Origin of the sequence: Paenilisteria riparia FSL S10-1204 (assembly GCF_000525995.1) — a bacterium.
GTDB lineage: Bacteria > Bacillota > Bacilli > Lactobacillales > Listeriaceae > Listeria_A > Listeria_A riparia.
The window spans coordinates 1-21,924 of the sequence record NZ_AODL01000016.1; the positions used below are offsets into that span (position 1 = coordinate 1).

Here is a 21,924-nt window from a genome sequence, read left to right on the forward strand (position 1 = left end):
TGGGAAAATCATGAAAGTTTCAATTATTGGGGCAACGGGTTATGGAGGGCTTGAATTACTCCGATTATTACATCAGCATCCGCACGTTGAGATTGCATCCTTGCATAGTTTTTCAGCACAGACGGAGGATATTTCACGTTTTTACCCACATTTACATACGGTGTATCATCAAGCTTTAGCTGAGATTGATGCAGTGAAAATTGCAGAAGAGAGTGAGGCGGTGTTTCTGGCGACGCCAAGTGGTGTAGCGAAGGATGCGGCGCAACCTTTTATTGATGCGGGAATGAAGGTCATTGATTTGTCGGGTGATTTTCGGTTGTCTAAGGAAGGTTATGAGAAGTGGTATAACAAGGACGCAGCGCCGGATGCTTATTTGAAGCAGGCGGAATACGGGTTGGCGGAATGGCGAACGGGAACGGACGCGACGTTTATATCGAATCCAGGATGTTATGCGACGGCGACATTGCTAGGTTTAGCGCCACTTGTGATGCAGGACTTGGTGGAGGCGGATTCGATTATTGTGGACGCGAAATCAGGTATTTCCGGGGCGGGCAAGACGCCAAGTGAGAATACGCATTTTCCGGAGACGAATGAGAATATGATGTTGTATCGGATGAATAAGCATCAGCATATTCCAGAGATTATGAGGCAGTTGCAAGTTTGGAATGAGAATATTGATGCAATTACGTTTTCGACATCGCTAATTCCGGTGACGCGAGGCATTTTTGCAACGATCTATGCGAAGTCGAAAACGGGAACAACGACGGAAGAACTTTTGACGTTATATCGGGAAAGTTATGATGGGAAACCATTCGTGCGAATTCAGGCACAAGATGTGTATCCGACGTTAAAGCAAGTAACGGCTTCGAATTTTTGTGATATTGGACTTTGCTATAATGAGCGCACGAATATGATTACGATTGTTGTCGTGATTGATAATTTGGTCAAAGGGGCTGCGGGACAAGCGATTCAGAATTTGAATTTGATGGCCAAGTTTGATGAAACGGCTGGACTTGATTTTATACCCGTCTATCCGTAATTAGGGGGAATTAGGATGGAAAAAATATTGGAAAAAGATAATTGGATAATGATTCCAAACGGTACGATTGCAACACCACTCGGTTTTTCGGCGGCTGGTGCGCATTGTGGGCTTAAATATAAGAAGAAGGACATCGGTATTATTTTTTCGGAAGTTCCAGCACAAGCCGCGGCAGTTTATACGATGAATCAAATGCAAGCCGCGCCGATTTTTGTAACAAAGGACAGCTTGACGAACGAGCAAACGTTGCAAGCCATTGTAGTAAATAGTGGTGTAGCCAACGCGTGTACTGGGAAACAAGGTTTGGAAGATGGTTTTGCGATGCGGACTTTAACGGCGCAGCATTTAGGTATTCCTGAACAAAGTGTTGCGATTGCATCGACAGGCGTGATTGGCGAATATTTACCGATGGATAAAGTGACAGCAGGAATCGCAGAACTCGATTTACAGTCTGGTGTTAGTAGTCATTTTCACGAAGCTATTTTAACGACGGATACCGTGCAAAAAGAATTGACATTACAAGCCGAAATTGGTGGGAAGATTGTGACAATTTCAGGTGTCGCGAAGGGTTCAGGAATGATTCATCCGAATATGGCTACCATGCTAGCTTTCATTACTACCGATGCAGCTGTACCAGCCACTCTATTGCAAAAATTGCTAAAACAAAAAGTAGATCAAACCTTCAATCAAATCACAGTAGACGGCGACACATCAACAAATGATATGGTCGTTGTGATGGCGAATGGGTGTGCCGGAAATAACGCTTTTTTAGAAGGTACACCAGAGTTTAAACAATTTGCAAAAATGTTTTATGCAGTTTGTCAGCATTTAGCAAAAAGCATTGCAAGGGATGGAGAAGGCGCGACAAAACTGATTGAAGCGCAAGTCAATGGTGCAACATCGCGAGAAGATGCAAGAATGATTGCCAAACAAATCGTTTCCTCTAGCCTTGTAAAAACCGCCATGTTCGGGGAAGATGCCAATTGGGGGCGAATTATTTGCGCGATCGGTTACAGTGGCGGTCGTTTTTCACCAGACCATATTACGATAAAAATCGGTAATATAGCTATTCTTGAAAAGAGCGAAACAGTAGCATATGATGCGGTAGCTTTAGCCGGTTATTTACAACAAGAAAAAATTATGATAGACGTCAATTTGCATAGCGGTTTAGAAACAGGAACAGCGTGGGGATGCGATTTGAGCTATGATTATGTCAAAATAAACGCATGTTACCGGACGTAATCTAAAAAAGGGGGCGCAAAAAGATGAATGAAATCATTGTTGTCAAAATTGGTGGCGTCGCGGGAAGCCATTTACATGAAAACTTTTTCAATCAAATCAAAGTGTGGCAAGAAAAGGGCAAACAAGTCGTACTCGTCCATGGTGGTGGGATTCAAATCAATAAAATGATGGAAGCTTTGCAAATCTCAGTGGAAACAAAAGCGGGCTTGCGCATAACGACAAAAGAAACGCTTGCTGTGACAAAAATGGTTTTAATTGGGCAAGTACAGCCTGAAATCGTGACGGCGCTTGATCAAGAAGGGATTCCTGCTATTGGTTTGCATGCTGGTGATGCGGGATTGATGCATGCCGAACAGCTCGCAGATAAAGAACTTGGGTTAGTAGGAGAAATTACGGAAGTGCAAACCGATTTTATTCAGAGCTTGGTGGACCAACAAATTGTACCAGTTATTGCACCACTTGGCTTAACAAGGGCGGCGCAGTGGCTTAATGTAAATGCTGATTTAGCTGCTTGCGCAATTGCAGGAGCACTTGCAGCCGAGAAACTCATCTTACTCACCGATGTAGCAGGCGTTTTAGAGGAAGGCGAAGTTATGACGCAAATCGATACATCAGATCTCGACTCCTTGTTCGCAAAAGAAATTATTACAGGTGGTATGATTCCAAAACTTTCAAGTGCTAAAAAAGCAGTGGAACAAGGCGTAGGTCAAGTCATTATTACAAACGAAATCACAAAGCAAGGAACAATAATAAGCGATGGGGTGAAAGTAGGATGAGCAATTTATTTCCAACATATGCAAAATTTCCAATCGAAATTGTTGAGGGGAAAGGAACAATCGTCAAAGATGCAAACGATAAGGTGTATTTAGATTTTACCTCGGGCATCGCAGTTTGTAATCTTGGTCATTGCAACGAAGCCGTTTTGATCGCCGTACAACAGCAACTCACACAAATTTGGCATACGTCCAATCTATTTGAAAGCAGCATCCAAGAACAAGTCGCCGACAAATTAACCGCAGGCTCCAATCGCGCCGTTTTCTTTTGCAACAGTGGTGCAGAAGCTAACGAAGCGGCTTTGAAATTAGCCAAAAAACATACCGGATGCGATGAAATTATCACATTCCGCCAATCTTTTCACGGCCGAACAATCGCGACTATGACAGCAACAGGACAAGGCAAAATTCACGATGGCTTCGGTGCGCTCCTTCCAGGTTTTACATACTTACCATACAATGATTTAGAAGCACTAGAACAAGCTATTTCGGAACAAACTGCGGCCGTCATGCTAGAAGTCATTCAAGGTGAAGGTGGCGTAATCCCAGCAACGACGGAATTTTTACAAGGCGCTGCTGCTTTATGCGCGAAATATGATGCCCTACTCATCATCGACGAAGTGCAAACCGGTATGGGGCGCACAGGAAAACGTTTCGCCTTTGAACACGCAGGAATCGAACCAGACATTTTTACCTTAGCAAAAGGGCTTGGCAATGGTTTACCTGTCGGCGCGATGGTTGGCAAAGCAGAACTTGCCCAAAGTTTTGGACCAGGTGTACATGGCTCTACATTTGGTGGTAATAAAATCGCGATGGCAGCAGCGAATGTTGTTATTGATTCTATTTTTGAGGAAACATTTTTAGCAGAAGTGACTGAGAAGGGCGCGTATTTCCAAGCTTTATTAACAGAGCAATTGCCAGGAGTCGTCATTCGAGGTGAGGGCTTAATGTTTGGTATTGAACTGGAAACAGAAGCTGTGGAAGTCGTGAAATTGCTACAAGAAGTCGGCGTACTCACATTAACCGCAGGCACGAACGTCTTGCGAATCCTACCGCCACTGACCGTAACTAAAACAGAACTCGAACAAGTTGCTGAAAAATTAGCAACTGTACTGAAAAAACAAGAAATGGGGATGAAAATATGATGTATCATAAAGAGACAACCAGAGGGAAAGATATGCTTAGCTTACTAGAATGGAGCAATGAAGAAATCGAAGAGCTAGTGCAACTAGCGCTAGCCATTAAGACTAATCCAGCGCACTATAGCCATACATTAAGCGGTCAAATTTTAGGGATGATCTTCGATAAGCCGTCAACGAGGACACGTATTTCTTTTGAGGCAGGTATTTTGCAATTGGGTGGGCAAGCGATTGTGATGTCGTCCAAAGAATTACAAATTGGCCGCGGAGAGCCGATTAAAGATACAGCGCACGTATTGAGTGAATATATTAATGCTGTGATGATTCGGACATTCAGCCACGAAGGCGTAGAGGAGCTTGCAGAACACGCATCGATTCCGATTATTAACGGGTTGACGGATCTGCATCATCCTTGCCAAGCGCTCGCTGATTTATTAACCATTTTTGAAGTGAAAAACACATTTGAAGGTGTCAAATTGGCCTATATTGGAGACGGGAATAATGTGTGTCATTCGCTAGTTCTAGCCGCTGCAATGGTGGGCCTTGATATTTCCTGTGCGATGCCAGTGGGCTATGAACCAGATGAAAAGGTGCTAAATGAAGCACAACAAATCGCCGCAAAAACAGGAGCAAACATTCAAATAACGACAGACCCAGTTATTGCTGTATCGAATGCTGATTTTGTGTATACAGACGTGTGGACAAGTATGGGGCAAGAGGAAGAAAATGCAAAACGCTTTGCTGATTTTGAAGGTTACGCTGTGACGAACCAATTAGTAGCACATGCCAAAGCGGACTATCACTTCTTGCATTGCTTACCGGCGCATCGTGAAGAAGAAGTTGCAACGGCTGTTATTGACGGAAAGCAATCATTAGTCTACCAACAAGCAGGAAACAGACTTCACGCACAAAAGGCGTTGCTTGTCATGATTTTAGGGTAATAATTAGAATCCAATGCAGAGATGTTATGTGCATTGGATTTTTGTATATTATTTGACAGCGTTTGCGTCACGCGGTAAAATGGAAATGGATGGAACTGCTGTTATGTCCTTCGAATTTTTAGAATGTTACAAAGATAACAAATAAGGAGGGGTTATGCATGGAGCGTATTGTAACGGTTTTCAAACGCTTCCAAATACACACAAACTATTCTACTATTCTGAATGAAATTGGAAGTATCAGACTCAAAGTACAAGATGACAAGATACCTAGATTTATTCATACGATAAACACCGAAACAGACTGCAGAGCAACGCTCAGCCCAACGGCAGAGTATGTGGAAATTAAACGAAATTAGTAAGAAAAGACAAGAAAAAATAATCTTGGAGGGTGACAAACTTTCCGAGATTATTTTTATGGAGAAATTTTGTGTTACCAAGGCTGTATTTATGGTACCATATATAGCATATAAGAAAAATATATAGGAGTGTGTTGAGATGGAAATAAAAGTGAAATATGCGAAAAATCAAGAATCACGATTAAGTAAAATTGAACAAGGAGATTGGATTGATTTGCACGCAAACGAAGAAGTTCACCTAGCTTCAGGAGACTACAAATTAATCGAACTAGGTTTAGCGATGGAATTACCAAAAGGTTATGAAGCGCATGTTGTACCTCGTTCTAGTACATATAAACAGTTCGGAGTCATCCAAGCAAACAGTATGGGCGTTATCGATGAAAGCTACTGTGGCGACAATGATTTTTGGAAATTCCCAGCCATTGCATTACGTGATACAGTCATTGAAAAAGGCGACCGCATTTGCCAATTCCGAATCATGGAAAAAATGCCTGAACTACAAATGACAGAAGTAGAGAGCTTAGGTAATGAGAATCGCGGAGGATTTGGTTCGACAGGCAAGAAATAAACAAACAGCGAGGGGATTAGCGTACGAAAGGAAGACACATTGTTTTTGTTAGTGGGATATTCTAACAATAGCAACACTTCCAATCCAACTAAAGAAGACGCAAAGTACTATTTGAAAATCGAGGCACATATGTTGGCGATAACAGTAAGGTTTCAACAATCTTACAACATCTCTACTTACAAAAATATAAACAGGAAATGCAATTGCAAACACAGAAGCAACCGTATCAATAAATTACCAGATGCCTACAAAGCAGAAGAAATACGTGAAATGTTGGAGAAAAATGTGGCTTTCCCATTTGCGTTAATGTCAAATGTAGATAAGGTGACATTCCAGTTTGATGAAACCAGCAATGACTCTAGTTCGAACACAACCTATGAAGGTTCCACTATCGAAAAAGTAGTGTCAACCAAACTAGCAGATATTGCGGAAAGTCAGGATGATTTGGCCTCGTTTTTGAATGTGTGAAGTAAATAATTGATTTGAAGGATTGGAGAGGCATCTATGATGACTGTGGGAGAATGGGTATGGATTTTAATCATTATTTATGCAATCTTTCTTAGATACTGGATACGAAAGAAAATGCCGATTTCCAGAATCTTTTTTTACACTACGATGTATGTGTATCTGTCTTGCGTTGCGGGTTATACCATATTTCCTATCCGAATAGATTATACACTAACTTTCGGTGGGAATTGGTACTTAGGAATTAATTTAATTCCGTTCGCCAGTATTTATGATACATATGTAAATACAGTCTACATGGGTATGAATGCTCGTATTGGTATATCGCAAATAATAGGAAATATCATTATGTTTATACCTCTAGGTTGTTTATATCCACTGTGTTCAAAATACCATGTGACTTGGAAGCGAATGATATACACGGCTTTCATATTATCATTATCTATTGAACTATGTCAGTTGCTTCAAAATATATTCTATCGGGCGGCATACAGATCTGCGGATGTGGATGACCTCATATGGAACACAACTGGCGGACTTATTGGATACGCATTATTTTTAATATGCAAACCAATCTTTCAAAAACTCAAAGTCTATCATTTCTAACCAACACAAAAACAGGGACGAGCCAATCAGCTCCGCCCTGTTTTTCCAATACCTACAAGAAATTCCGTTTCACTTTATCCCAAAATGAATTATTATGCAGTTTAATAATATTTACAAAGCGATCGCCAACTTCTAGTTTGATTTCTTCTACGTGCTGAATGCTAAGTGCTTCGGAGTCCATGCCCATAATTGGGAAATCATTCACGCCATTTGCGCGCATATCTAAACGCAATTTACGTTTCGGGCTCAAAATGAATGAAGAACCAAGCGTACGGAAGCGGTTATTGTTAATGGAAGCAAGCTCACTCACTTGCATTGATGGCAATAGTGGGTCGACAATCGAGCCGTTAATCGATTTATTATAGGCGGTACTTCCCGTAGGTGTCGAAATGACCATGCCATCCCCGCGGAACGTTTCAAACAAACTATCATTAATATACACATCAATTTGCAATGTGCGGATAATCGACGAGCGAATATTAAATTCATTCAATACATAAAAAGCTTTCGAGTTGTTAACCGTCCCGTAAATGGTTGGGTAACGGCGAACAAGCCAGCGATCTTCTGCCGCAGCTTTAATAATTTCATCAATTTGGTGCACATGGAAATCACAATATTGTCCGAGTTGTTCTGTTAACGCAATGCCCGCATAAAGGCAATCCGAACGGAAACCAGTCTCACGTACAGATTTAAGGAAAGCCCCATCTCCACCAATACTAATAATAGCAGTTGCTTTCGTAAAGTCATCCGTTACTTCAAAACCATATTCCTTCGTTACTTTCTTTAGTTCGTCCGCATGTTTTTGTAACTCTTCTGTTTTACGATAGGAAAAAATAAAAAAATTGTTTCCGCCATACTTAAAACCTCCAGTGTTCTTAGTTAAATTCAATCTACCTCCTCATTATAACACGAATGCTCATCACTAATCTTGTGAAAATAATAATTTTTCATGTTTTACTGTAAAAAGCCACGATTTTCCGTTATGATAGTTCTATGGAATGAAAAAAGGGGGAAACAATGTGAACGCAAAAAGATGGATTGCGCTTGGGATTGTAGTAGCATTACTAATCGTAAGTGCGGTTACCAAAATCACGAGTACACTTTTAGCAAGTGATGAGGAAACGATGTCTCTGACGGACTCGCTAATGGCGCTAGACTCGGATGTAGCAGAAATGGTGTTAGAAGACGGAGATGGGAACAATCGAATTGCCGTCCTAACGATTAACGGTACGATTCAAGATACAGGATCAAGTGACTCGTTGCTTGGGGGTAGTGAAGGGTATAACCATACCGATTTCATGGATCAATTGGAAAAGATTCGTGAAGACGATACGGTTTCTGGTGTGTTGCTTAACGTGAATTCACCAGGTGGTGGTGTTGTCGAATCAGCACAAATCCGTGATAAAATTTTACAAATCAAAAAAGAGAAGAAGTTGCCGGTCTATGTTTCATTTGGTAGCATGGCAGCATCTGGCGGTTATTACGTATCCGCGCCAGCCGATAAGATTTTTGCAAGTCCAGAGACGTTAACTGGTTCCATCGGTGTCATTATGCAAGGGTACGATTTCAGCGAGCTGATGAAGAAGGTCGGCATTTCAGACAATACAATTAAAAGTGGTAAGTTCAAAGACATTATGAGCTCCACACGACCAATGACTGCCGAAGAAAAGGCGATTATGCAGTCGATGATTGACGATTCCTACGGCCAATTCGTAAAAGTCGTGGCACAAGGTCGTCACATGACCGAAGCTGAGGTTCGCAAAATTGCCGACGGACGTATTTATGATGGACGCCAAGCGAAGGCAAACGGGCTTATAGATGCGTTTGGCTATGAAGAAAACGCACTTGATGCTTTGAAAAAAGACAAGAAGCTAAAAGATGCCGAAGTTTTTGAATACGATACATCAGGTGGTGGGCTTGCGTCGTTATTCTCATCCTCTGTAAGCCAAGTTATCGGCAAGAAGAGTGAAGCAGAACAGGCGGTGCAACTCATGAATATGATGGGCGCACCACGCTTAATGTATATGTATGGGAAATAAAGGAGGAGTTCAAATGGAACAAGAAACAATGACGCCAACGCAGCGTCCCGTGTTTAAATACGAGCCTCCGACGGAAGAAAAGACCGGTTTTCCAGCCCAATATTATGCAGGTTTTTGGATTCGTTTCATGGCTTACTTGATTGATTTACTCGTAACAACGGCGCTTTCTGGCATTTTAATAAGCCCCGTTTTCCGTTTAGCGAATTGGAAAATGGATAGTTCCTTTTTCGCCATATACGGCGCACTAGTCACGATCGTCTTTCTAGCTACTTTATCATCATGACAAAATTCTGGAGCCAAACGCTTGGCAAAATGATCTTCGGAATCCGAGTCATTTCACTAAAAAACGACCGACTAACATGGCCCACCGTCATTTTCCGCGAAGGAGCACTTCGTTTCGTGACTTACATCGTTTGGGGACTCTACATCATTTGCGCTTTTACACCAAAAAAACAAGGCATCGCAGACCTGCTAGAAAGCACCGCTGTCGTCCACGAAGGCTATTTAAAACTCGACGGCAAATGGCGATAAATTGAAATTCTAACTTACAGGCATTGCTTGTAAGTTCTTTTTTGATAGGCAAAAAAATAGAACAACGCGGTCGACTTCGATAGAATAGAGAATGTAGAAAGAAATCAAAGGAGGAACAAACACATGGCAAATGTAACATTTAAAGGCAACCCGATGACGTTACTTGGAAAAGAGGTAAAAGTTGGTGACGCAGCGCCAGATTTCACGGTGCTAAATCAAGGCTTAGAACCAGTAACATTAGCTGATTATGACGGGAAAGTAAAAATAATTAGTGTGATTCCGTCGATTGATACAGGCGTTTGTTCCCAACAAACTCGCAAGTTCAATGAGGATGCTTCCGGTTTAGAAAATACAGCAATACTTACAATCTCAGTAGACCTACCATTCGCGCAAAAGAAATGGTGTGCTGCAGAAGGCTTACCAAATGTTATTACATTGTCGGATCATCGCGATCTTTCATTTGGCGAAGCATATGGTGTAGTTATGAAAGAATTACGCTTACTAGCTCGTTCTGTATTTGTTGTCGATAGCAATAACAAAGTCGTACACGCAGAATACGTTGGTGAAGGCACAAACCATCCAGACTATGATACAGCTATTGCAAAGGCAAAAGAAGCTAAATAAGAGGTAGAAGCTAGCGAATCATGAATGGTTTGCTAGTTTTTTGCTGTTATAGTAATAGAACAACTGTTGAGTATAACAGCGCATAGCGCAGTATGAAGCCATTGTTTCGCAACCGATAATTATCATTTTTCTGTAGTAGAAAATGCTATCATCTTAGCTGAAAATGCTGTATAATATTTAATTGGTGTTAGAAATGAAAGAATTCGAGGTGTTCACTTTTGACAAATGCAACAGTTGAGGAATTATTCCGTGTTCTCGATGATACAGCGATTATTATCCAAAATGCGCTTGAGATGAGTTATTTGGAAGCAGTATACGAGACTGGCGAGAATTTATTTCAGAAAGAGGTACTTCAAAAGGATGAACTTTCTGCTGAAGCAGTTCTAAATCTGGAAGAGCGGTATGGTTCGATTCAGTTGGACGAGTTTGCGAAAGAAGATATCCGTAAGAGTTATCAACTTGCACTCTTAAAAGGTATGAAGCATGGTATTCAAGTTAATCACCAAATGACGCCTGATTCAATTGGTTTTATTTTGGGCTATTTGGTTGATAAGGCTTTTTCTGGTGCGAAACAGATTCGTTTGCTAGATCCAGCATGTGGGACAGGTAATTTAATCGCAACGATTGTGAATCAATTGGAAGGCAAATTAGATCTCGATGCTACAGGTGTAGACGTGGATGATTTGCTCATTTCGCTTGCTTACGTCGGTGCTGATTTAGGACGCCTGCCAATCCAACTTTTGCATCAAGATGGATTAGGTAACTTGCTCGTAGACCCAGTGGATGTGGTTGTCAGTGACTTACCGGTTGGATACTACCCGAACGATACGCGCGCTACGGAATTTGAGTTGCGTCGGGAAGATGGACATTCTTTTGCGCACTATTTATTTATTGAGCAAGGGATGCGCTACACGAAGGCAGGAGGCTATTTATTCTTCCTCGTACCAAGTGCCATGTTTGGAACGGCTGATTTTGCGAAAGTCGATCGCTTTATTAAAAAACATGGACACATTCAAGGCATTATTCAACTTCCAGAAACGCTATTTGCTTCAGAGAGTGCTAGAAAAAGTATTCTTATTTTGCAAAAATCAGCGGATAATGTCGTGCCACCAAAGGAAGTATTGCTTGCCAATTTGCCGAACTTAAACGAACCAAAGGCAACGGCAAACGTACTTGCCAAAATAGAAAACTGGTTTAACGAAAACAAGTAAGTGGAAGGGAATGGATTAAGAAACATGGAAAAAACAATTGCAAATTAACGCTGGGAGCTCGTCACTTAAATTTCAACTTTATGATATGCCGTCTGAAACGGTAATTACAGCAGGAATCGTAGAGCGTATCGGTTTGAAAGACTCAATTTTCACCATCTCTGTAGGCGACGAAAAAGTGAAAGAGGTAACAGATATTCCCGATCACGAAGTCGCAGTACAAATGTTGCTTGATAAATTAATTTCACATAACATCATTAAATCTTATGATGAAATTACAGGCGTTGGCCACCGTGTCGTACATGGCGGTGAAAAATTCACGGAGTCTGTTTACATTGACGATAAAGTTATCGCAGACATCGAAGCACTTTCTGAACTTGCGCCATTGCACAATCCAGCAAACGTAACTGGTATTCGCGCATTCCGTAAAGTTTTGCCAGATATCGTGTCTGTAGCTGTTTTTGATACAGCGTTCCACCAAACAATGCCACAATCAAGCTACTTATATAGCTTGCCATACAACTACTATAAAGAATACGGCATCCGTAAATACGGTTTCCACGGCACAAGCCATAAATACGTATCCGAGCGCGCAGCCGATTTGTTAGGTCGTCCAGTTGACGAATTACGCCTAATCACGTGTCACTTAGGTAACGGTGCTAGTATCGCAGCTATCGAAAGTGGTAAATCAATGGATACATCGATGGGCTTTACACCACTTGCCGGTGTATCTATGGGAACTCGTTCAGGAAACATTGACCCTGCGCTAGTACCATTCATTATGGAGAAAACAGGAAAATCTGCAGAACAAGTACTAGATGTTCTAAATAAAGAATCAGGCATGCTAGGTGTTTCTGGTATTTCCAGTGACCTTCGCGACCTTGAAAGTGAAGCTGCAAAAGGAAATGACCGTGCGGAACTGGCGTTGGACGTTTTCGTTGACGGTATTCACAAATACATCGGTTCGTATGCTGCTCGCATGAACGGCGTCGACGCGATTATTTTCACAGCCGGTATTGGTGAGAACAGTTCTTACATCCGCGAACGCGTACTTCGTGGCCTTGAGTTCATGGGAGTTTATTGGGACCCAGCGTTGAACCAGGTGCGTGGTGTCGAAGCATTCTTGAACTATCCACATTCTCCAGTAAAAGTAATCATTATTCCAACAAACGAAGAATTAATGATTGCAAGAGATGTTGAAAAAATTCGTGCTGAGAGATAAATAATTATATGGACGACGAAAAAGTAGATTTCTATTTAAATAAAAATCTGCTTTTTTGTCATGTTTTATCAAGTGATGCCTAACAAAGGTGTTTTCTATGAAAATAAGACTGCAAAAGGTTTATTAGATATTGCAGAAGCGACTAGAACAACTGTGAATGGCAGTCAAACAATCCCGTCTTTAGAAGAAATTAAAGATATTAAAAAGTTCGTGTTTAAACTTGATGGAAAAAGTCGCAGAATAATCAGCGTTTAGTAGGGAAACACAAAAAAGCCCTCCAATCATTTTGCTGATTCGAGGGCTTCCCACTATCTCTTATTTGTCGTCTTTATATACAGGGTCTTCATTTCTTACAACTAATACGTCACAGGGTGAATGACGGATGATATACTCGGAAACACTACCGATAAGTAAACGTTCCACGGCATTTAAACCAGTAGCACCACACATGATTAAATCCGCTTTGAAGGCTTTGGCGGCTTCCTTTGTGATGGCTGTTTTTGGAGAGCCATATTCGATGTACGTTTCGACGTTTGTCACGCCTTGCTTTAATGCATCATCTTTGTAACCATTTAATAGTTCATCTGCATATTCTGTAGCTTTGTCGGCCATGGATGTATCATAGTTAGCGACTGATGAGAATGCACGCGTATCAATAACATGGACAAGTCCAAGCGAACCTTCATTTCTTTTGGCGACTTGAATTGCTTTTTGGAATGCACTTTCAGCTTCCTGCGATCCATCAACTGCAACTAAAACTCTTTTGTATTGTTGTAACATACAAAATCCCTCCCATTTGGAATATCTTTTTATATTCTTATTGTACCCCTTTTTTGGAAAAACAACCATCAAAAGCATTGCGGAATTTTTCAACCCGTATATTTTTACAATTTAGGTCATATGTGTTAATCTTGGTTTGTAAGCGGATACTATTTGAATTTTATGGGTAATAATACTTACAAAGGAGAGATATATGTGTTAATAGGAGTACCGAAAGAGATTAAAAACAACGAAAATCGGGTAGCAATGACCCCAGCGAGTGTGTTATCTTACATACACGCAGGTCACAAGGTTCTAGTGGAACAAGGTGCTGGTATCGGATCGGCTTTTCCGGATGAGGATTATGTTAAAGCAGGAGCAACGATTGTAGCAACGGCCGCAGAGGCTTGGGCTGCTGACATGGTAGTCAAAGTAAAAGAGCCAATTGCCTCAGAATATGGTTATTTTCGAGAAGGCTTATTGTTATTTACGTATTTGCATTTAGCAAATGAACCGGAGTTGGCTAAAGCGTTAACGGAGAACAAGGTGAACAGTGTAGCGTATGAAACGGTAGAATTAGATGATCGTTCACTACCGCTACTTAGCCCAATGAGTGAGGTTGCTGGTCGGATGGCAGCACAGATTGGGACGCAATTCTTACAACGAAATAACGGTGGGCGTGGTATTCTACTTAGTGGTGTACCAGGTGTGGAACGTGGCGAAGTTGTAATTATTGGCGGTGGTATGGCAGGAATAAACGCAGCGAAAGTGGCGATTGGACTTGGTGCTAACGTAACGATCCTTGACTTAAATTTACATCGTTTACGCGAGTTGGATGATATTTTTGGAAATCAAATTACGACATTGATGAGTAACGCTTTTAACATCGAAACTGCTGTGAAAAAAGCGGATTTGGTTGTTGGAGCTGTTTTAATTCCAGGTGCTCGTGCTCCGAAGCTTGTAAAGGAAGACCTTGTGAAGAAAATGAAACAAGGCGCGGTCATCGTGGATATAGCGATTGACCAAGGCGGCATTTTTGAAACAACAGATCGGGTAACAACGCATGATAATCCAACATATGAAAAGCATGGTGTGGTACATTATGCTGTAGCGAATATGCCGGGTGCGGTGCCAAGAACTTCAACCATCGCGCTTACTAATGCGACATTACAGTTCGGTCTGACGCTTGCTAATAAAGGTCTTGCAGATGCGGTACTTGGAAATCTGCCACTTTATAAAGGCGTGAATACGGTCGGTGGTTTTGTGACATATAAAGCAGTTGCAGATGATTTAGGCTACGAGTACAAAGCTGTTGAAGAAGCATTAGCATAATGAAAAAAAGAGCGGGAACTTAGTTTTCTGCTCTTTTTATGTTATATTAGGATAAATAAAATTACCAGCGACATCGGCAAAAAGAAGATTCTGATTGTAATATTGTCCATCGCTTTTCAAAATGAGGGCAGTTGTTCTACGATCAAAATCAATGGTAAGCACTTCTTCCAGAAAAACGGCGGTCCATTCCTTGATGAGAATTGGGCCGAGATTGGATGTGAACTCGGTATCTTCTGAGGTGGGACCAGTCACTAATCGAAGTCTAAAAATGCCACTATTTTCGCATACACAGCCCTCAGTACTATAATCAAGATGGAGTCTGCCGGGTAAGTCGCCACGGAGAAGTTCGATTCGACGGATAGCCGCAGGGGTAAATGTTAAGTTCATGGGATTCACCTCTTTTCTTCTTTATTGTAAATCGGAAGTAGAGTGTTTGGAAAATATTTTGCTCAAAATAAGGAGGTTTTTAGATGCAGGGATTGAGTCATATGACGTTTATTGTACATGATTTGGAAAAGGCAACATTGTTTTTCGAAACGATTTTGGATGCGAAGGAGGTTTATGCAAGCGGGGATGAAACGCATTCGCTATCTCGAGAGAAATTTTTCTTGATTGGGGATTTGTGGATTGCGATTATGGAAGGGGAAAGTTTGCCGAGTCGGACGTATAATCATATTGCTTTTAAGATTGAGAATGATGCGTATGATATGTATTTGGAACGAATCGAGCGTTTAGGATTAGAGATAAAGGACGGGCGAGCAAGAGTAGGCGGAGAGGCGAAATCGATTTATTTTTATGATTTTGATAATCATTTGTTTGAGTTCCACACAGGGACGCTTGCGGAAAGGTTACGCGAATATGAAAAAGAATAGTTCTGAGGTACGTAGAACTACTCTTTTTCTTACGCTGTATTATGGTGTTATTGTCACTGTTTTGCCATGGGTTATGACTTTATTTTCTGAGTTGAAGCCAATAAATTCTAAGCGATCGCCTACTTTGAATTTACTAGGGTCAATGTAGTAGCGGAATCCAGTACTAGTGAACTCGCCTCGTAATGTTTCTGGGTTGCCATTAATTACTAGCAATCCTTTGGTAACAGGGCCAGTAAAAGTTCCTCTGACATAGGCGCTACCTATTTTGATCGCAGTGGGTGTAACACTTCCTGTAACTTCAGGAGTTCCAGTGCGTTCAGAGAAATAATAATGTTCGGGTCTGCCATGTAAAAGCCCCATAGTATTAGATGTTGGTGAACCATTTATTCTCATTTCATAATTGCCATGTGCGTTAACAGTAGCATTTCCATCTGCGTATGTTGTAGCATCTCTGAGACTAATCTTTTCGCCTGGAGAGCCGTTACCAAGGACGACAGCATGGGTAGCCGTATTGTAAACAATTGGAGTAGCCATGTAGGAGGGGCAAGAACGGTTGTTTGTGTCTCTATGCTCGTTTCACTATTTTTAGATTGTACGATACTGAGTCTTGTACCTGATGTTTGTTTCGGTATGGTTAGCGCATACTGTCCCCATTGATTAACTAACACTTCACCTATTGTTTGCGTCCCCTTTTTGAGCGTGATTTTCGCATCAGGGACGCCGTATCCCGTTATGACTGTGCTATTGGTAGTCACTAGTTGGTTAATAATAGGGGCATAAAGTTTTTTACCAATGGTAAGTTCAAGACCTCCTGTCCATAATTTCGAATCGTTTGCAGTAGCAACATTGAGAGGATAATTAAATGTTGTTTCCCCGCTACTACCAGGCCAATGACTGTAGGATATTCCGTTTCCGAAAGGAACACCTAAATTAATAGCATTCATCGCAAAAGTGCCCACATCTACTTGCACATGTGTGAGTGAGTACTTCAACTCAGATACTGCATAAGGTGGGAAAGATTGCTTCGGTGTAACGGGAACTTGTGTTGCAGCACTAGCAAAATCAACAAGAGGTGTGTATTGGCTAGCTAATGGAGAAAGAACAATACCGGCGGATAGGGCACTAATTAGTACGCTTTTTTTCATTTTTCTCAAATCCCTTCTTTATTTTTATAATTTTTACTTCCAAATTAAGTGTAACAAGAAAACATTGGAATTACTGTATACAAAAAAAGGATTTTTTGGAAGAAAAGATGATTTTGATAACGCTTTCAAAAAAATGTGAATATACAAAGAAAAGCAGCCCAGTTTGGTGGACTGCTTTGATAGCTGGTTTATTTCACATGTACTAATTCTTTTGGGTACTCTGTCAAAATCTCATAACCATCTTTCGTTACGACAATATCGTCTTCAATTCGCACGCCTGCAACGCCTGGGACATAAATACCTGGTTCTATGGTGAAAACCATATTTTCTTGTAGTGGCATGTCATTTGTTTCTGTAATCGATGGGAATTCGTGGACGCTTGCGCCTAAACCATGACCGAGTCGATGTGGGAAATAGTCGCCGTAGCCTGCTTCTTTGATGATGTTTCGCGCAGTTAGGTCGACGTCTTTGGCAGGAACGCCGGCTTTTACTTGTTCGATAGCTGCGAGTTGGGCTTTTAGAACCGTGTTGTAGATTTTTTCTTGTTCGTCGTTGATTTCGCCGTACGCAACGGTGCGTGTGATGTCAGAACAGTAACCTTTATGGACAACGCCTAAGTCGAATAGGACAAGGTCGCCTTTTTTGATTTTGGTATCGCCGGGTGTGCCGTGTGGCAAGGCGCCGTTTGTTCCTGTTAATACCATGGTTGCAAAGGACATGTCGGACACGCCTTTTTTCTTCATTTCGTATTCGATTTTTGCTACGATTTCGGCCTCTGTTTTGCCTTCTGCTATTTCGTCTACACCGACTTGGATGGCGTAATCAGCGAGTAGGGCAGCTTCTTTTAAAATGGCAAGTTCTTCGGGTGTTTTAATAAGGCGAATCATTTGGATCTTTTGTTCGATGGAAATAAATGTGGCGTCTGTTAGGTACTTGGATAGCACTTCGAAACGATCGACGCTCATATGCGATTTCTCAATGGCGAATTTCTTCACGGTTGGGACGCGCTTTGTGATTTCAGTAACGATGATTTCCCAAGGGTTTTCAATGTCGCTGTAGCCATATGCGGAGTGTGCCCAATCACTGTTTTTTACGTCTTCCACTTCTAGTCCTGGTGTGAATAAGAATGGCTCTTCTTCGGCAAAAACAGCTAGGCCTAGTACGCGTTCGTGTGGATCGCTATGGTAGCCTGTGAAGTAGGCAATGTTTTCTGGATCGGTGATAAAAGCGACTTCTGCTTGTTGTTCTTTAAGCCAGCTTTGTAGAATATCAATATTTTTTTCCATCATACAACCTTCTTTCTTTGTCTCATCTGCTATATCATAACACGAAAGAGGGCGGAAATTAAATATTTACCACGGGATAATGCCATCGCGATTAATAAAAGTACCAGTTGGCCCATTGTTATCAATGGTAGCCATTTGAACGATAGCGTCGGTCCCTTCTTGGACGGTTTGGTGTCCTTGACCTGTTAATCCTGTTTTAGTTGGACCAGGATCAACGGCATTGATACGAATAGTTGAAAGTCCTTTCGCGTATTGCACTGTCAGCATCGAAACAGCGGCTTTGGAAGAGCTGTAGACTAGTGGATTTAATTTGGATTCGATTTGTTCAGGGTTTAGCACTTGACCGAAAGAGCCTAAGCCACTGCTTACATTGACGATTACAGGATTCGCGGATTTTTCTAGTAATGGTAAGAAGTGATGCGTAACGCGGACGACACCAAAAACATTTACTTGAAAAACTTGTTCCATCATATCTGGCGTAATTTCTTCTGGCGTGACGAACGGGCCTGAAATACCTGCGTTGTTAATGAGTACATCGAGATGGCCTTCTAGTTCGGCGATTATTTTAGCAGCTTGTGCAACGGTTGCTTCATCGGTAACATCGAGTTTGACGAATGGCACGCCTAGTTCTGTGGCGGCTTCTTTGCCACGTGCTTCATCGCGAGCCCCGATATATACGTTATGTCCTAATGCTTTCAAACGTTTTGCGGTTTCAAAGCCAAGTCCAGCGTTTCCGCCTGTAATGAGTGTTGTTGTCATGATTTATTCCTCCTATTAATAGTCGCCTTTACTAAGTTGCATCTTGTCGATTTTCTTCGCTTTTAAAAACCAGTATTGATGGTAATCACCTTTTAAAGCCGTGAAGGGAACTGCTGTTTTGCCTGATTTCTCGATTTGTTGTTCTAAAAATTCTTTGAGAATCCACGGGTCTTCGATGGATTGCTGTTCTAAATGCAAGATACGGTTGATTTTTTCTGAACTCGTTTGTAGTTTTGCGGCAATTTGATCGACGCTCCATTCTGATATGGCTAGGTTTTGTTGAAATTCACGAATTGTATCGGTTACTTGTTGTTGCGTTAATGACATGAGATTGCCTCCTTGACATAGTTGTTTTTAATACAGTTGTAGTTAAAACTATTTTCAGTAAACTGAATTATACGCTTTTGTAAAATAGTTGTCAATTGAATTGTTTTAGATTAAACTGTTTAGGAGATGTGAAGGAGGTAAGGCCTGTGATTTTGGGTGAAAATGAGCTGTCTGAAAAAATTTATATGTTGAGTTTATTGCAACAAGACTATATTTCCAAGCGATTGAAGGGAATTCACTTAAATGTCCTACAAGCGAAAAGTTTGAACTACGTCTCGGTAAATTCAGGGACAATTCAGAAAGACTTGGCGAATTATTTAGGAAAGCAAAATGCGACAGTGACGAATATTTTAAAAGAGTTAGAAAAGAAGCAATTGATTTACCGCGAAATTCCGAAAGATAATGAACGGCAGAAGAAGATTTTCCTAACATCTGGTGGTGAGCAATTGGTTGGCGAGGTGCAGCAAGCTTTTGCGGATTTGAACCAGGAAATGGAACAGGTTATTTCAGCAAAAGAGAAGGCGCAGATTGTTGCTGGGCTGGAAAAATTAATCACTGATTTCAGGTGAAACAGATGTATTACCAACGATTTGAATGTAAATAAAGTGCCAAAATAAATGGAATGCCTTATAATGAAAGTAGTTTATAAAGAGAAGGGAAGTCATACTATGAAAGTTTCATTTCACGGACAATCTTGTATAAAAGTTGTAACAGAGAAAGGCGTTACGATTCTTGTGGACCCATTTATTTCAGGAAATGAGAAATGTGATTTGGTTGTTGCGGAGGAAAATCCGGATTATATTATTGTGACACACGGGCACGATGATCATGTTGGTGATACGGTAGCGATTGCGCAACAGTCTGGTGCAACCGTGATTGCGAATGTTGAGTTGGCGACTTTTTTAAGTATGCAAGGTGTGGAGAATTTAGCGCCACTGCATATTGGTGGGAAACGTCCGTTTGAGTTTGGAACAGTGAAGTTAACACAGGCGTTTCATGGTTCTTCAACAGTGCAGGACGGCAAAATTATTAATTTGGGGCTGCCGACGGGATTTGTCTTATCGGTGGATGGCAAGCATTTATACCATTCGGGAGACACGGGCTTGTTTTCGGATATGAAGCTAATCGGTCAGTTAAATCCGCTAGACGTTGCGTTTTTACCAATTGGTGATAATTTCACGATGGGACCGGAAGATGCAGCGATTGCGGCGGAATTTTTGCAAGCAAAGGTAGTTGTGCCAATGCATTACAATACATTTCCGCTCATTGCGCAGGACCCGCATGCTTTTGTGGCGAGCTTGAACCCAGAATCACGTGGGAAAGTATTAGAAATTGGCGAATCAATGATAATTTAGAGGGATAGGTGAGTGGCTTGGCGACGAAGCATGAACAGATTTTGAAATATATTGAAGAGCTTGCGGTGGGCGAAAAAATTTCCGTTCGTAAAATTGCGAAAAACTTGCAGGTCAGCGAAGGAACGGCATATCGGGCCATCAAGGATGCGGAGATTGTTGGCTTTGTAAGCACGATTAAGCGTGTTGGGACGATTCGAATTGAGCGTAAACAAAAAGACAGTATTGAGAAATTGACTTACGCCGAAATTGTGAATATGATTGATGGCCAGGTGTTAGGCGGCCGCGCTGGGCTTCATAAATCGCTGAATAAGTTCGTGATTGGAGCGATGACGCTTGAAGCGATGGAGCGTTACACCGATGCGGGGAACTTGGTGATTGTCGGTAACCGGGTTGGTGCGCAGGAATTAGCGCTTGAACGCGGCGCGGCAGTATTGATTACGGGTGGTTTTGATACGGATGATTCGGTGAAACAGTTGGCAGATGAGAAGGAGTTGCCGATTTTATCGACGACTTATGATACATTTACTGTGGCGACGATGATTAACCGGGCGATTTTTGACCAGTTAATTAAGAAGGAAGTCGTTTTTGTTGAGGATATTTTGACGCCGATTGAGAAGACGGCTTATTTGATGAATTCGGATCGAATCGAAGACTGGTATAAGAAGGAAACCGCGACAGGGCATAGTCGTTTTCCGGTGGTGAACAAATCGATGCGTTTGCTTGGGATGATTACGAGCAAAGATGTGATTGACAAAAATTTATCGTTTTCGTTAGAACGGGTAATGACAAAAAATCCGCTAACTGTCGGTCCAAAAATGAGCGTCGCATCTGTATCACATATGATGATTTGGGAAGGTATCGAGGTTATTCCCGTTGTAAAAGATGATTTGACGCTGATTGGAATTGTGAGCCGGCAAGATATTTTGAAATCGCTGCAAATGATTCAACGACAGCCTCAAATTGGAGAAACGATTGATGATACAATCACGAACCAGTTGCTAGAAAAGACGAATGATGAGGCAGAACTTGATTTTCAGTTTACGGTAACGCCACAGATGACGAACAATATTGGCACTCTTTCTTACGGGGTGTTTACACAAATTGTGTGTGATGTTGCCCAACAAAAACTATTTTCCATGAAGAAACGAAATGTCGCTATTGAAAATATTTCCATTTATTTTTTAAAGCCTGTGCAAATGGATGCGACTATTGCGATTAAGCCTCGAATTCTCGAAATGGGACGCAAAGCTAGTAAAATTGATGTGGAACTTTATTTAGAAGGTATTTTGGTTGGTAAAGCAGTGATAGCTTGCCAAATGATGGAACGCTAAAGATT

General features: G+C 41.4%; 26 protein-coding genes and 1 pseudogene. 19 read left to right on the forward strand and 8 right to left on the reverse strand.

Annotated elements, in window-relative coordinates; genetic code table 11:
- Positions 1 to 10 precede the first annotated feature (10 nt).
- From argC to PRIP_RS18255, 9 genes are all read left to right on the forward strand, one after another.
- Positions 11 to 1,039: an N-acetyl-gamma-glutamyl-phosphate reductase gene (gene argC, locus PRIP_RS10030; RefSeq protein ID WP_036101138.1), complete on the forward strand. Its 1,029-nt coding sequence runs from the start codon at positions 11 to 13 to the stop codon at positions 1,037 to 1,039.
- A gap of 45 nt (positions 1,040 to 1,084) precedes the next feature.
- Positions 1,085 to 2,281 (forward strand): bifunctional glutamate N-acetyltransferase/amino-acid acetyltransferase ArgJ, encoded by a 1,197-nt coding sequence (gene argJ / locus PRIP_RS10035; RefSeq protein WP_077912981.1) that lies wholly within the window; start codon positions 1,085 to 1,087, stop codon positions 2,279 to 2,281.
- A 23-nt stretch (positions 2,282 to 2,304) separates the two neighbouring features.
- Entirely contained in the window at positions 2,305 to 3,057 is a 753-nt protein-coding gene (gene argB, locus PRIP_RS10040) for an acetylglutamate kinase (protein ID WP_036101069.1), read from the forward strand.
- A complete protein-coding gene (locus PRIP_RS10045; RefSeq protein WP_036101070.1) occupies positions 3,054 to 4,199 on the forward strand; it encodes an acetylornithine transaminase in 1,146 nt (381 codons plus the stop codon). Before argB ends, PRIP_RS10045 begins: the two co-directional genes overlap by 4 nt.
- On the forward strand, positions 4,196 to 5,134 hold the full coding sequence (gene argF / locus PRIP_RS10050) for an ornithine carbamoyltransferase (RefSeq protein ID WP_036101071.1): 939 nt from the start codon (positions 4,196 to 4,198) through the stop codon (positions 5,132 to 5,134). The genes PRIP_RS10045 and argF overlap by 4 nt, the downstream gene beginning before the upstream one ends.
- Before the next feature lie 158 nt (positions 5,135 to 5,292).
- A complete protein-coding gene (locus PRIP_RS10055) occupies positions 5,293 to 5,490 on the forward strand; it encodes a hypothetical protein (RefSeq protein WP_036101072.1) in 198 nt (65 codons plus the stop codon).
- Between the two features lie 139 nt (positions 5,491 to 5,629).
- Entirely contained in the window at positions 5,630 to 6,058 is a 429-nt protein-coding gene (locus tag PRIP_RS10060; RefSeq protein WP_036101073.1) for a dUTP diphosphatase, read from the forward strand.
- 39 nt (positions 6,059 to 6,097) lie between these two features.
- Positions 6,098 to 6,526, forward strand: a complete 429-nt coding sequence (locus PRIP_RS17700) for a hypothetical protein (protein ID WP_241434150.1) — start codon at positions 6,098 to 6,100, stop codon at positions 6,524 to 6,526.
- A 147-nt stretch (positions 6,527 to 6,673) separates the two neighbouring features.
- Positions 6,674 to 7,129 (forward strand): VanZ family protein, encoded by a 456-nt coding sequence (locus tag PRIP_RS18255; protein ID WP_420912118.1) that lies wholly within the window; start codon positions 6,674 to 6,676, stop codon positions 7,127 to 7,129.
- Between the two features lie 52 nt (positions 7,130 to 7,181).
- Here the strand turns inward: PRIP_RS18255 and PRIP_RS10075 are convergent, their stop codons facing one another.
- Complete coding sequence (locus tag PRIP_RS10075) at positions 7,182 to 8,018, reverse strand: NAD kinase (protein WP_052008857.1); 837 nt, start codon at positions 8,016 to 8,018, stop codon at positions 7,182 to 7,184.
- 130 nt (positions 8,019 to 8,148) lie between these two features.
- On the opposite strand from PRIP_RS10075, the gene sppA reads away from it, so the two are divergent.
- From sppA to PRIP_RS10100, 5 genes and pseudogenes are all read left to right on the forward strand, one after another.
- On the forward strand, positions 8,149 to 9,168 hold the full coding sequence (sppA, locus tag PRIP_RS10080) for a signal peptide peptidase SppA (RefSeq protein WP_036101075.1): 1,020 nt from the start codon (positions 8,149 to 8,151) through the stop codon (positions 9,166 to 9,168).
- A 13-nt stretch (positions 9,169 to 9,181) separates the two neighbouring features.
- Positions 9,182 to 9,699, forward strand: a pseudogene (locus PRIP_RS10085) (RDD family protein).
- A 123-nt stretch (positions 9,700 to 9,822) separates the two neighbouring features.
- Entirely contained in the window at positions 9,823 to 10,323 is a 501-nt protein-coding gene (gene tpx / locus PRIP_RS10090) for a thiol peroxidase (protein ID WP_036101076.1), read from the forward strand.
- 218 nt (positions 10,324 to 10,541) lie between these two features.
- Positions 10,542 to 11,534, forward strand: coding sequence for a class I SAM-dependent methyltransferase (locus PRIP_RS10095; protein ID WP_036101077.1), 993 nt, complete (start codon positions 10,542 to 10,544; stop codon positions 11,532 to 11,534).
- A gap of 37 nt (positions 11,535 to 11,571) precedes the next feature.
- Positions 11,572 to 12,753: an acetate kinase gene (locus tag PRIP_RS10100; protein WP_036101078.1), complete on the forward strand. Its 1,182-nt coding sequence runs from the start codon at positions 11,572 to 11,574 to the stop codon at positions 12,751 to 12,753.
- 315 nt (positions 12,754 to 13,068) lie between these two features.
- On the opposite strand, the gene PRIP_RS10110 is transcribed toward PRIP_RS10100, so the two are convergent.
- A complete protein-coding gene (locus PRIP_RS10110; RefSeq protein WP_036101080.1) occupies positions 13,069 to 13,533 on the reverse strand; it encodes a universal stress protein in 465 nt (154 codons plus the stop codon).
- Positions 13,534 to 13,728: 195 nt separating this feature from the next.
- On the opposite strand from PRIP_RS10110, the gene ald reads away from it, so the two are divergent.
- On the forward strand, positions 13,729 to 14,844 hold the full coding sequence (gene ald, locus PRIP_RS10115) for an alanine dehydrogenase (protein ID WP_036101081.1): 1,116 nt from the start codon (positions 13,729 to 13,731) through the stop codon (positions 14,842 to 14,844).
- 36 nt (positions 14,845 to 14,880) lie between these two features.
- Here ald and PRIP_RS10120 read toward each other — a convergent pair whose 3' ends face one another.
- Entirely contained in the window at positions 14,881 to 15,231 is a 351-nt protein-coding gene (locus PRIP_RS10120) for an iron-sulfur cluster biosynthesis family protein (protein ID WP_052008858.1), read from the reverse strand.
- Between the two features lie 83 nt (positions 15,232 to 15,314).
- On the opposite strand from PRIP_RS10120, the gene fosX reads away from it, so the two are divergent.
- A complete protein-coding gene (gene fosX / locus PRIP_RS10125; RefSeq protein ID WP_036101082.1) occupies positions 15,315 to 15,716 on the forward strand; it encodes a FosX/FosE/FosI family fosfomycin resistance hydrolase in 402 nt (133 codons plus the stop codon).
- A 39-nt stretch (positions 15,717 to 15,755) separates the two neighbouring features.
- Here fosX and PRIP_RS10130 read toward each other — a convergent pair whose 3' ends face one another.
- From PRIP_RS10130 to PRIP_RS10150, 5 genes are all read right to left on the reverse strand, one after another.
- The gene (locus tag PRIP_RS10130) at positions 15,756 to 16,109 is read right to left on the reverse strand and encodes an immunoglobulin-like domain-containing protein (protein WP_036101083.1); all 354 of its coding nucleotides are present in this window, start codon (positions 16,107 to 16,109) and stop codon (positions 15,756 to 15,758) included.
- Positions 16,106 to 16,861: an Ig-like domain-containing protein gene (locus PRIP_RS10135; RefSeq protein ID WP_036101084.1), complete on the reverse strand. Its 756-nt coding sequence runs from the start codon at positions 16,859 to 16,861 to the stop codon at positions 16,106 to 16,108. The genes PRIP_RS10130 and PRIP_RS10135 overlap by 4 nt, the downstream gene beginning before the upstream one ends.
- 188 nt (positions 16,862 to 17,049) lie before the next feature.
- On the reverse strand, positions 17,050 to 18,147 hold the full coding sequence (locus PRIP_RS10140; RefSeq protein ID WP_036101085.1) for a M24 family metallopeptidase: 1,098 nt from the start codon (positions 18,145 to 18,147) through the stop codon (positions 17,050 to 17,052).
- Positions 18,148 to 18,213: 66 nt separating this feature from the next.
- Positions 18,214 to 18,909: an SDR family NAD(P)-dependent oxidoreductase gene (locus PRIP_RS10145; RefSeq protein ID WP_420912119.1), complete on the reverse strand. Its 696-nt coding sequence runs from the start codon at positions 18,907 to 18,909 to the stop codon at positions 18,214 to 18,216.
- A 12-nt stretch (positions 18,910 to 18,921) separates the two neighbouring features.
- A complete protein-coding gene (locus PRIP_RS10150; RefSeq protein WP_036101087.1) occupies positions 18,922 to 19,233 on the reverse strand; it encodes a DUF2316 family protein in 312 nt (103 codons plus the stop codon).
- A gap of 146 nt (positions 19,234 to 19,379) precedes the next feature.
- On the opposite strand from PRIP_RS10150, the gene PRIP_RS10155 reads away from it, so the two are divergent.
- From PRIP_RS10155 to ytoI, 3 genes are all read left to right on the forward strand, one after another.
- A complete protein-coding gene (locus tag PRIP_RS10155) occupies positions 19,380 to 19,802 on the forward strand; it encodes a MarR family winged helix-turn-helix transcriptional regulator (protein WP_036101088.1) in 423 nt (140 codons plus the stop codon).
- A 99-nt stretch (positions 19,803 to 19,901) separates the two neighbouring features.
- Positions 19,902 to 20,588 carry a metal-dependent hydrolase gene (locus tag PRIP_RS10160; protein WP_036101089.1) on the forward strand — a complete coding sequence of 229 codons (687 nt, stop codon included), beginning with the start codon at positions 19,902 to 19,904 and terminating at the stop codon, positions 20,586 to 20,588.
- A gap of 17 nt (positions 20,589 to 20,605) precedes the next feature.
- The gene (gene ytoI, locus PRIP_RS10165; RefSeq protein ID WP_036101143.1) at positions 20,606 to 21,919 is read left to right on the forward strand and encodes a CBS-HotDog domain-containing transcription factor YtoI; all 1,314 of its coding nucleotides are present in this window, start codon (positions 20,606 to 20,608) and stop codon (positions 21,917 to 21,919) included.
- The last annotated feature ends 5 nt before the right edge of the window (positions 21,920 to 21,924 follow it).

Bases quoted from the DNA above. Each gene is read 5' to 3' on its own strand.
- argC (WP_036101138.1), top strand. From the start codon at position 11: ATGAAAGTTTCAATTATTGGGGCAACGGGTTATGGAGGGCTTGAATTA.
- argB (WP_036101069.1), top strand. From the start codon at position 2,305: ATGAATGAAATCATTGTTGTCAAAATTGGTGGCGTCGCGGGAAGCCAT.
- PRIP_RS10045 (WP_036101070.1), top strand. From the start codon at position 3,054: ATGAGCAATTTATTTCCAACATATGCAAAATTTCCAATCGAAATTGTT.
- argF (WP_036101071.1), top strand. From the start codon at position 4,196: ATGATGTATCATAAAGAGACAACCAGAGGGAAAGATATGCTTAGCTTA.
- PRIP_RS10055 (WP_036101072.1), top strand. From the start codon at position 5,293: ATGGAGCGTATTGTAACGGTTTTCAAACGCTTCCAAATACACACAAAC.
- PRIP_RS10060 (WP_036101073.1), top strand. From the start codon at position 5,630: ATGGAAATAAAAGTGAAATATGCGAAAAATCAAGAATCACGATTAAGT.
- PRIP_RS18255 (WP_420912118.1), top strand. From the start codon at position 6,674: ATGTATGTGTATCTGTCTTGCGTTGCGGGTTATACCATATTTCCTATC.
- tpx (WP_036101076.1), top strand. From the start codon at position 9,823: ATGGCAAATGTAACATTTAAAGGCAACCCGATGACGTTACTTGGAAAA.
- PRIP_RS10110 (WP_036101080.1), bottom strand. From the start codon at position 13,533: ATGTTACAACAATACAAAAGAGTTTTAGTTGCAGTTGATGGATCGCAG.
- PRIP_RS10120 (WP_052008858.1), bottom strand. From the start codon at position 15,231: ATGAACTTAACATTTACCCCTGCGGCTATCCGTCGAATCGAACTTCTC.
- fosX (WP_036101082.1), top strand. From the start codon at position 15,315: ATGCAGGGATTGAGTCATATGACGTTTATTGTACATGATTTGGAAAAG.
- PRIP_RS10130 (WP_036101083.1), bottom strand. From the start codon at position 16,109: ATGAGAATAAATGGTTCACCAACATCTAATACTATGGGGCTTTTACAT.
- PRIP_RS10135 (WP_036101084.1), bottom strand. From the start codon at position 16,861: ATGAAAAAAAGCGTACTAATTAGTGCCCTATCCGCCGGTATTGTTCTT.
- PRIP_RS10140 (WP_036101085.1), bottom strand. From the start codon at position 18,147: ATGGAAAAAAATATTGATATTCTACAAAGCTGGCTTAAAGAACAACAA.
- PRIP_RS10150 (WP_036101087.1), bottom strand. From the start codon at position 19,233: ATGTCATTAACGCAACAACAAGTAACCGATACAATTCGTGAATTTCAA.
- PRIP_RS10160 (WP_036101089.1), top strand. From the start codon at position 19,902: ATGAAAGTTTCATTTCACGGACAATCTTGTATAAAAGTTGTAACAGAG.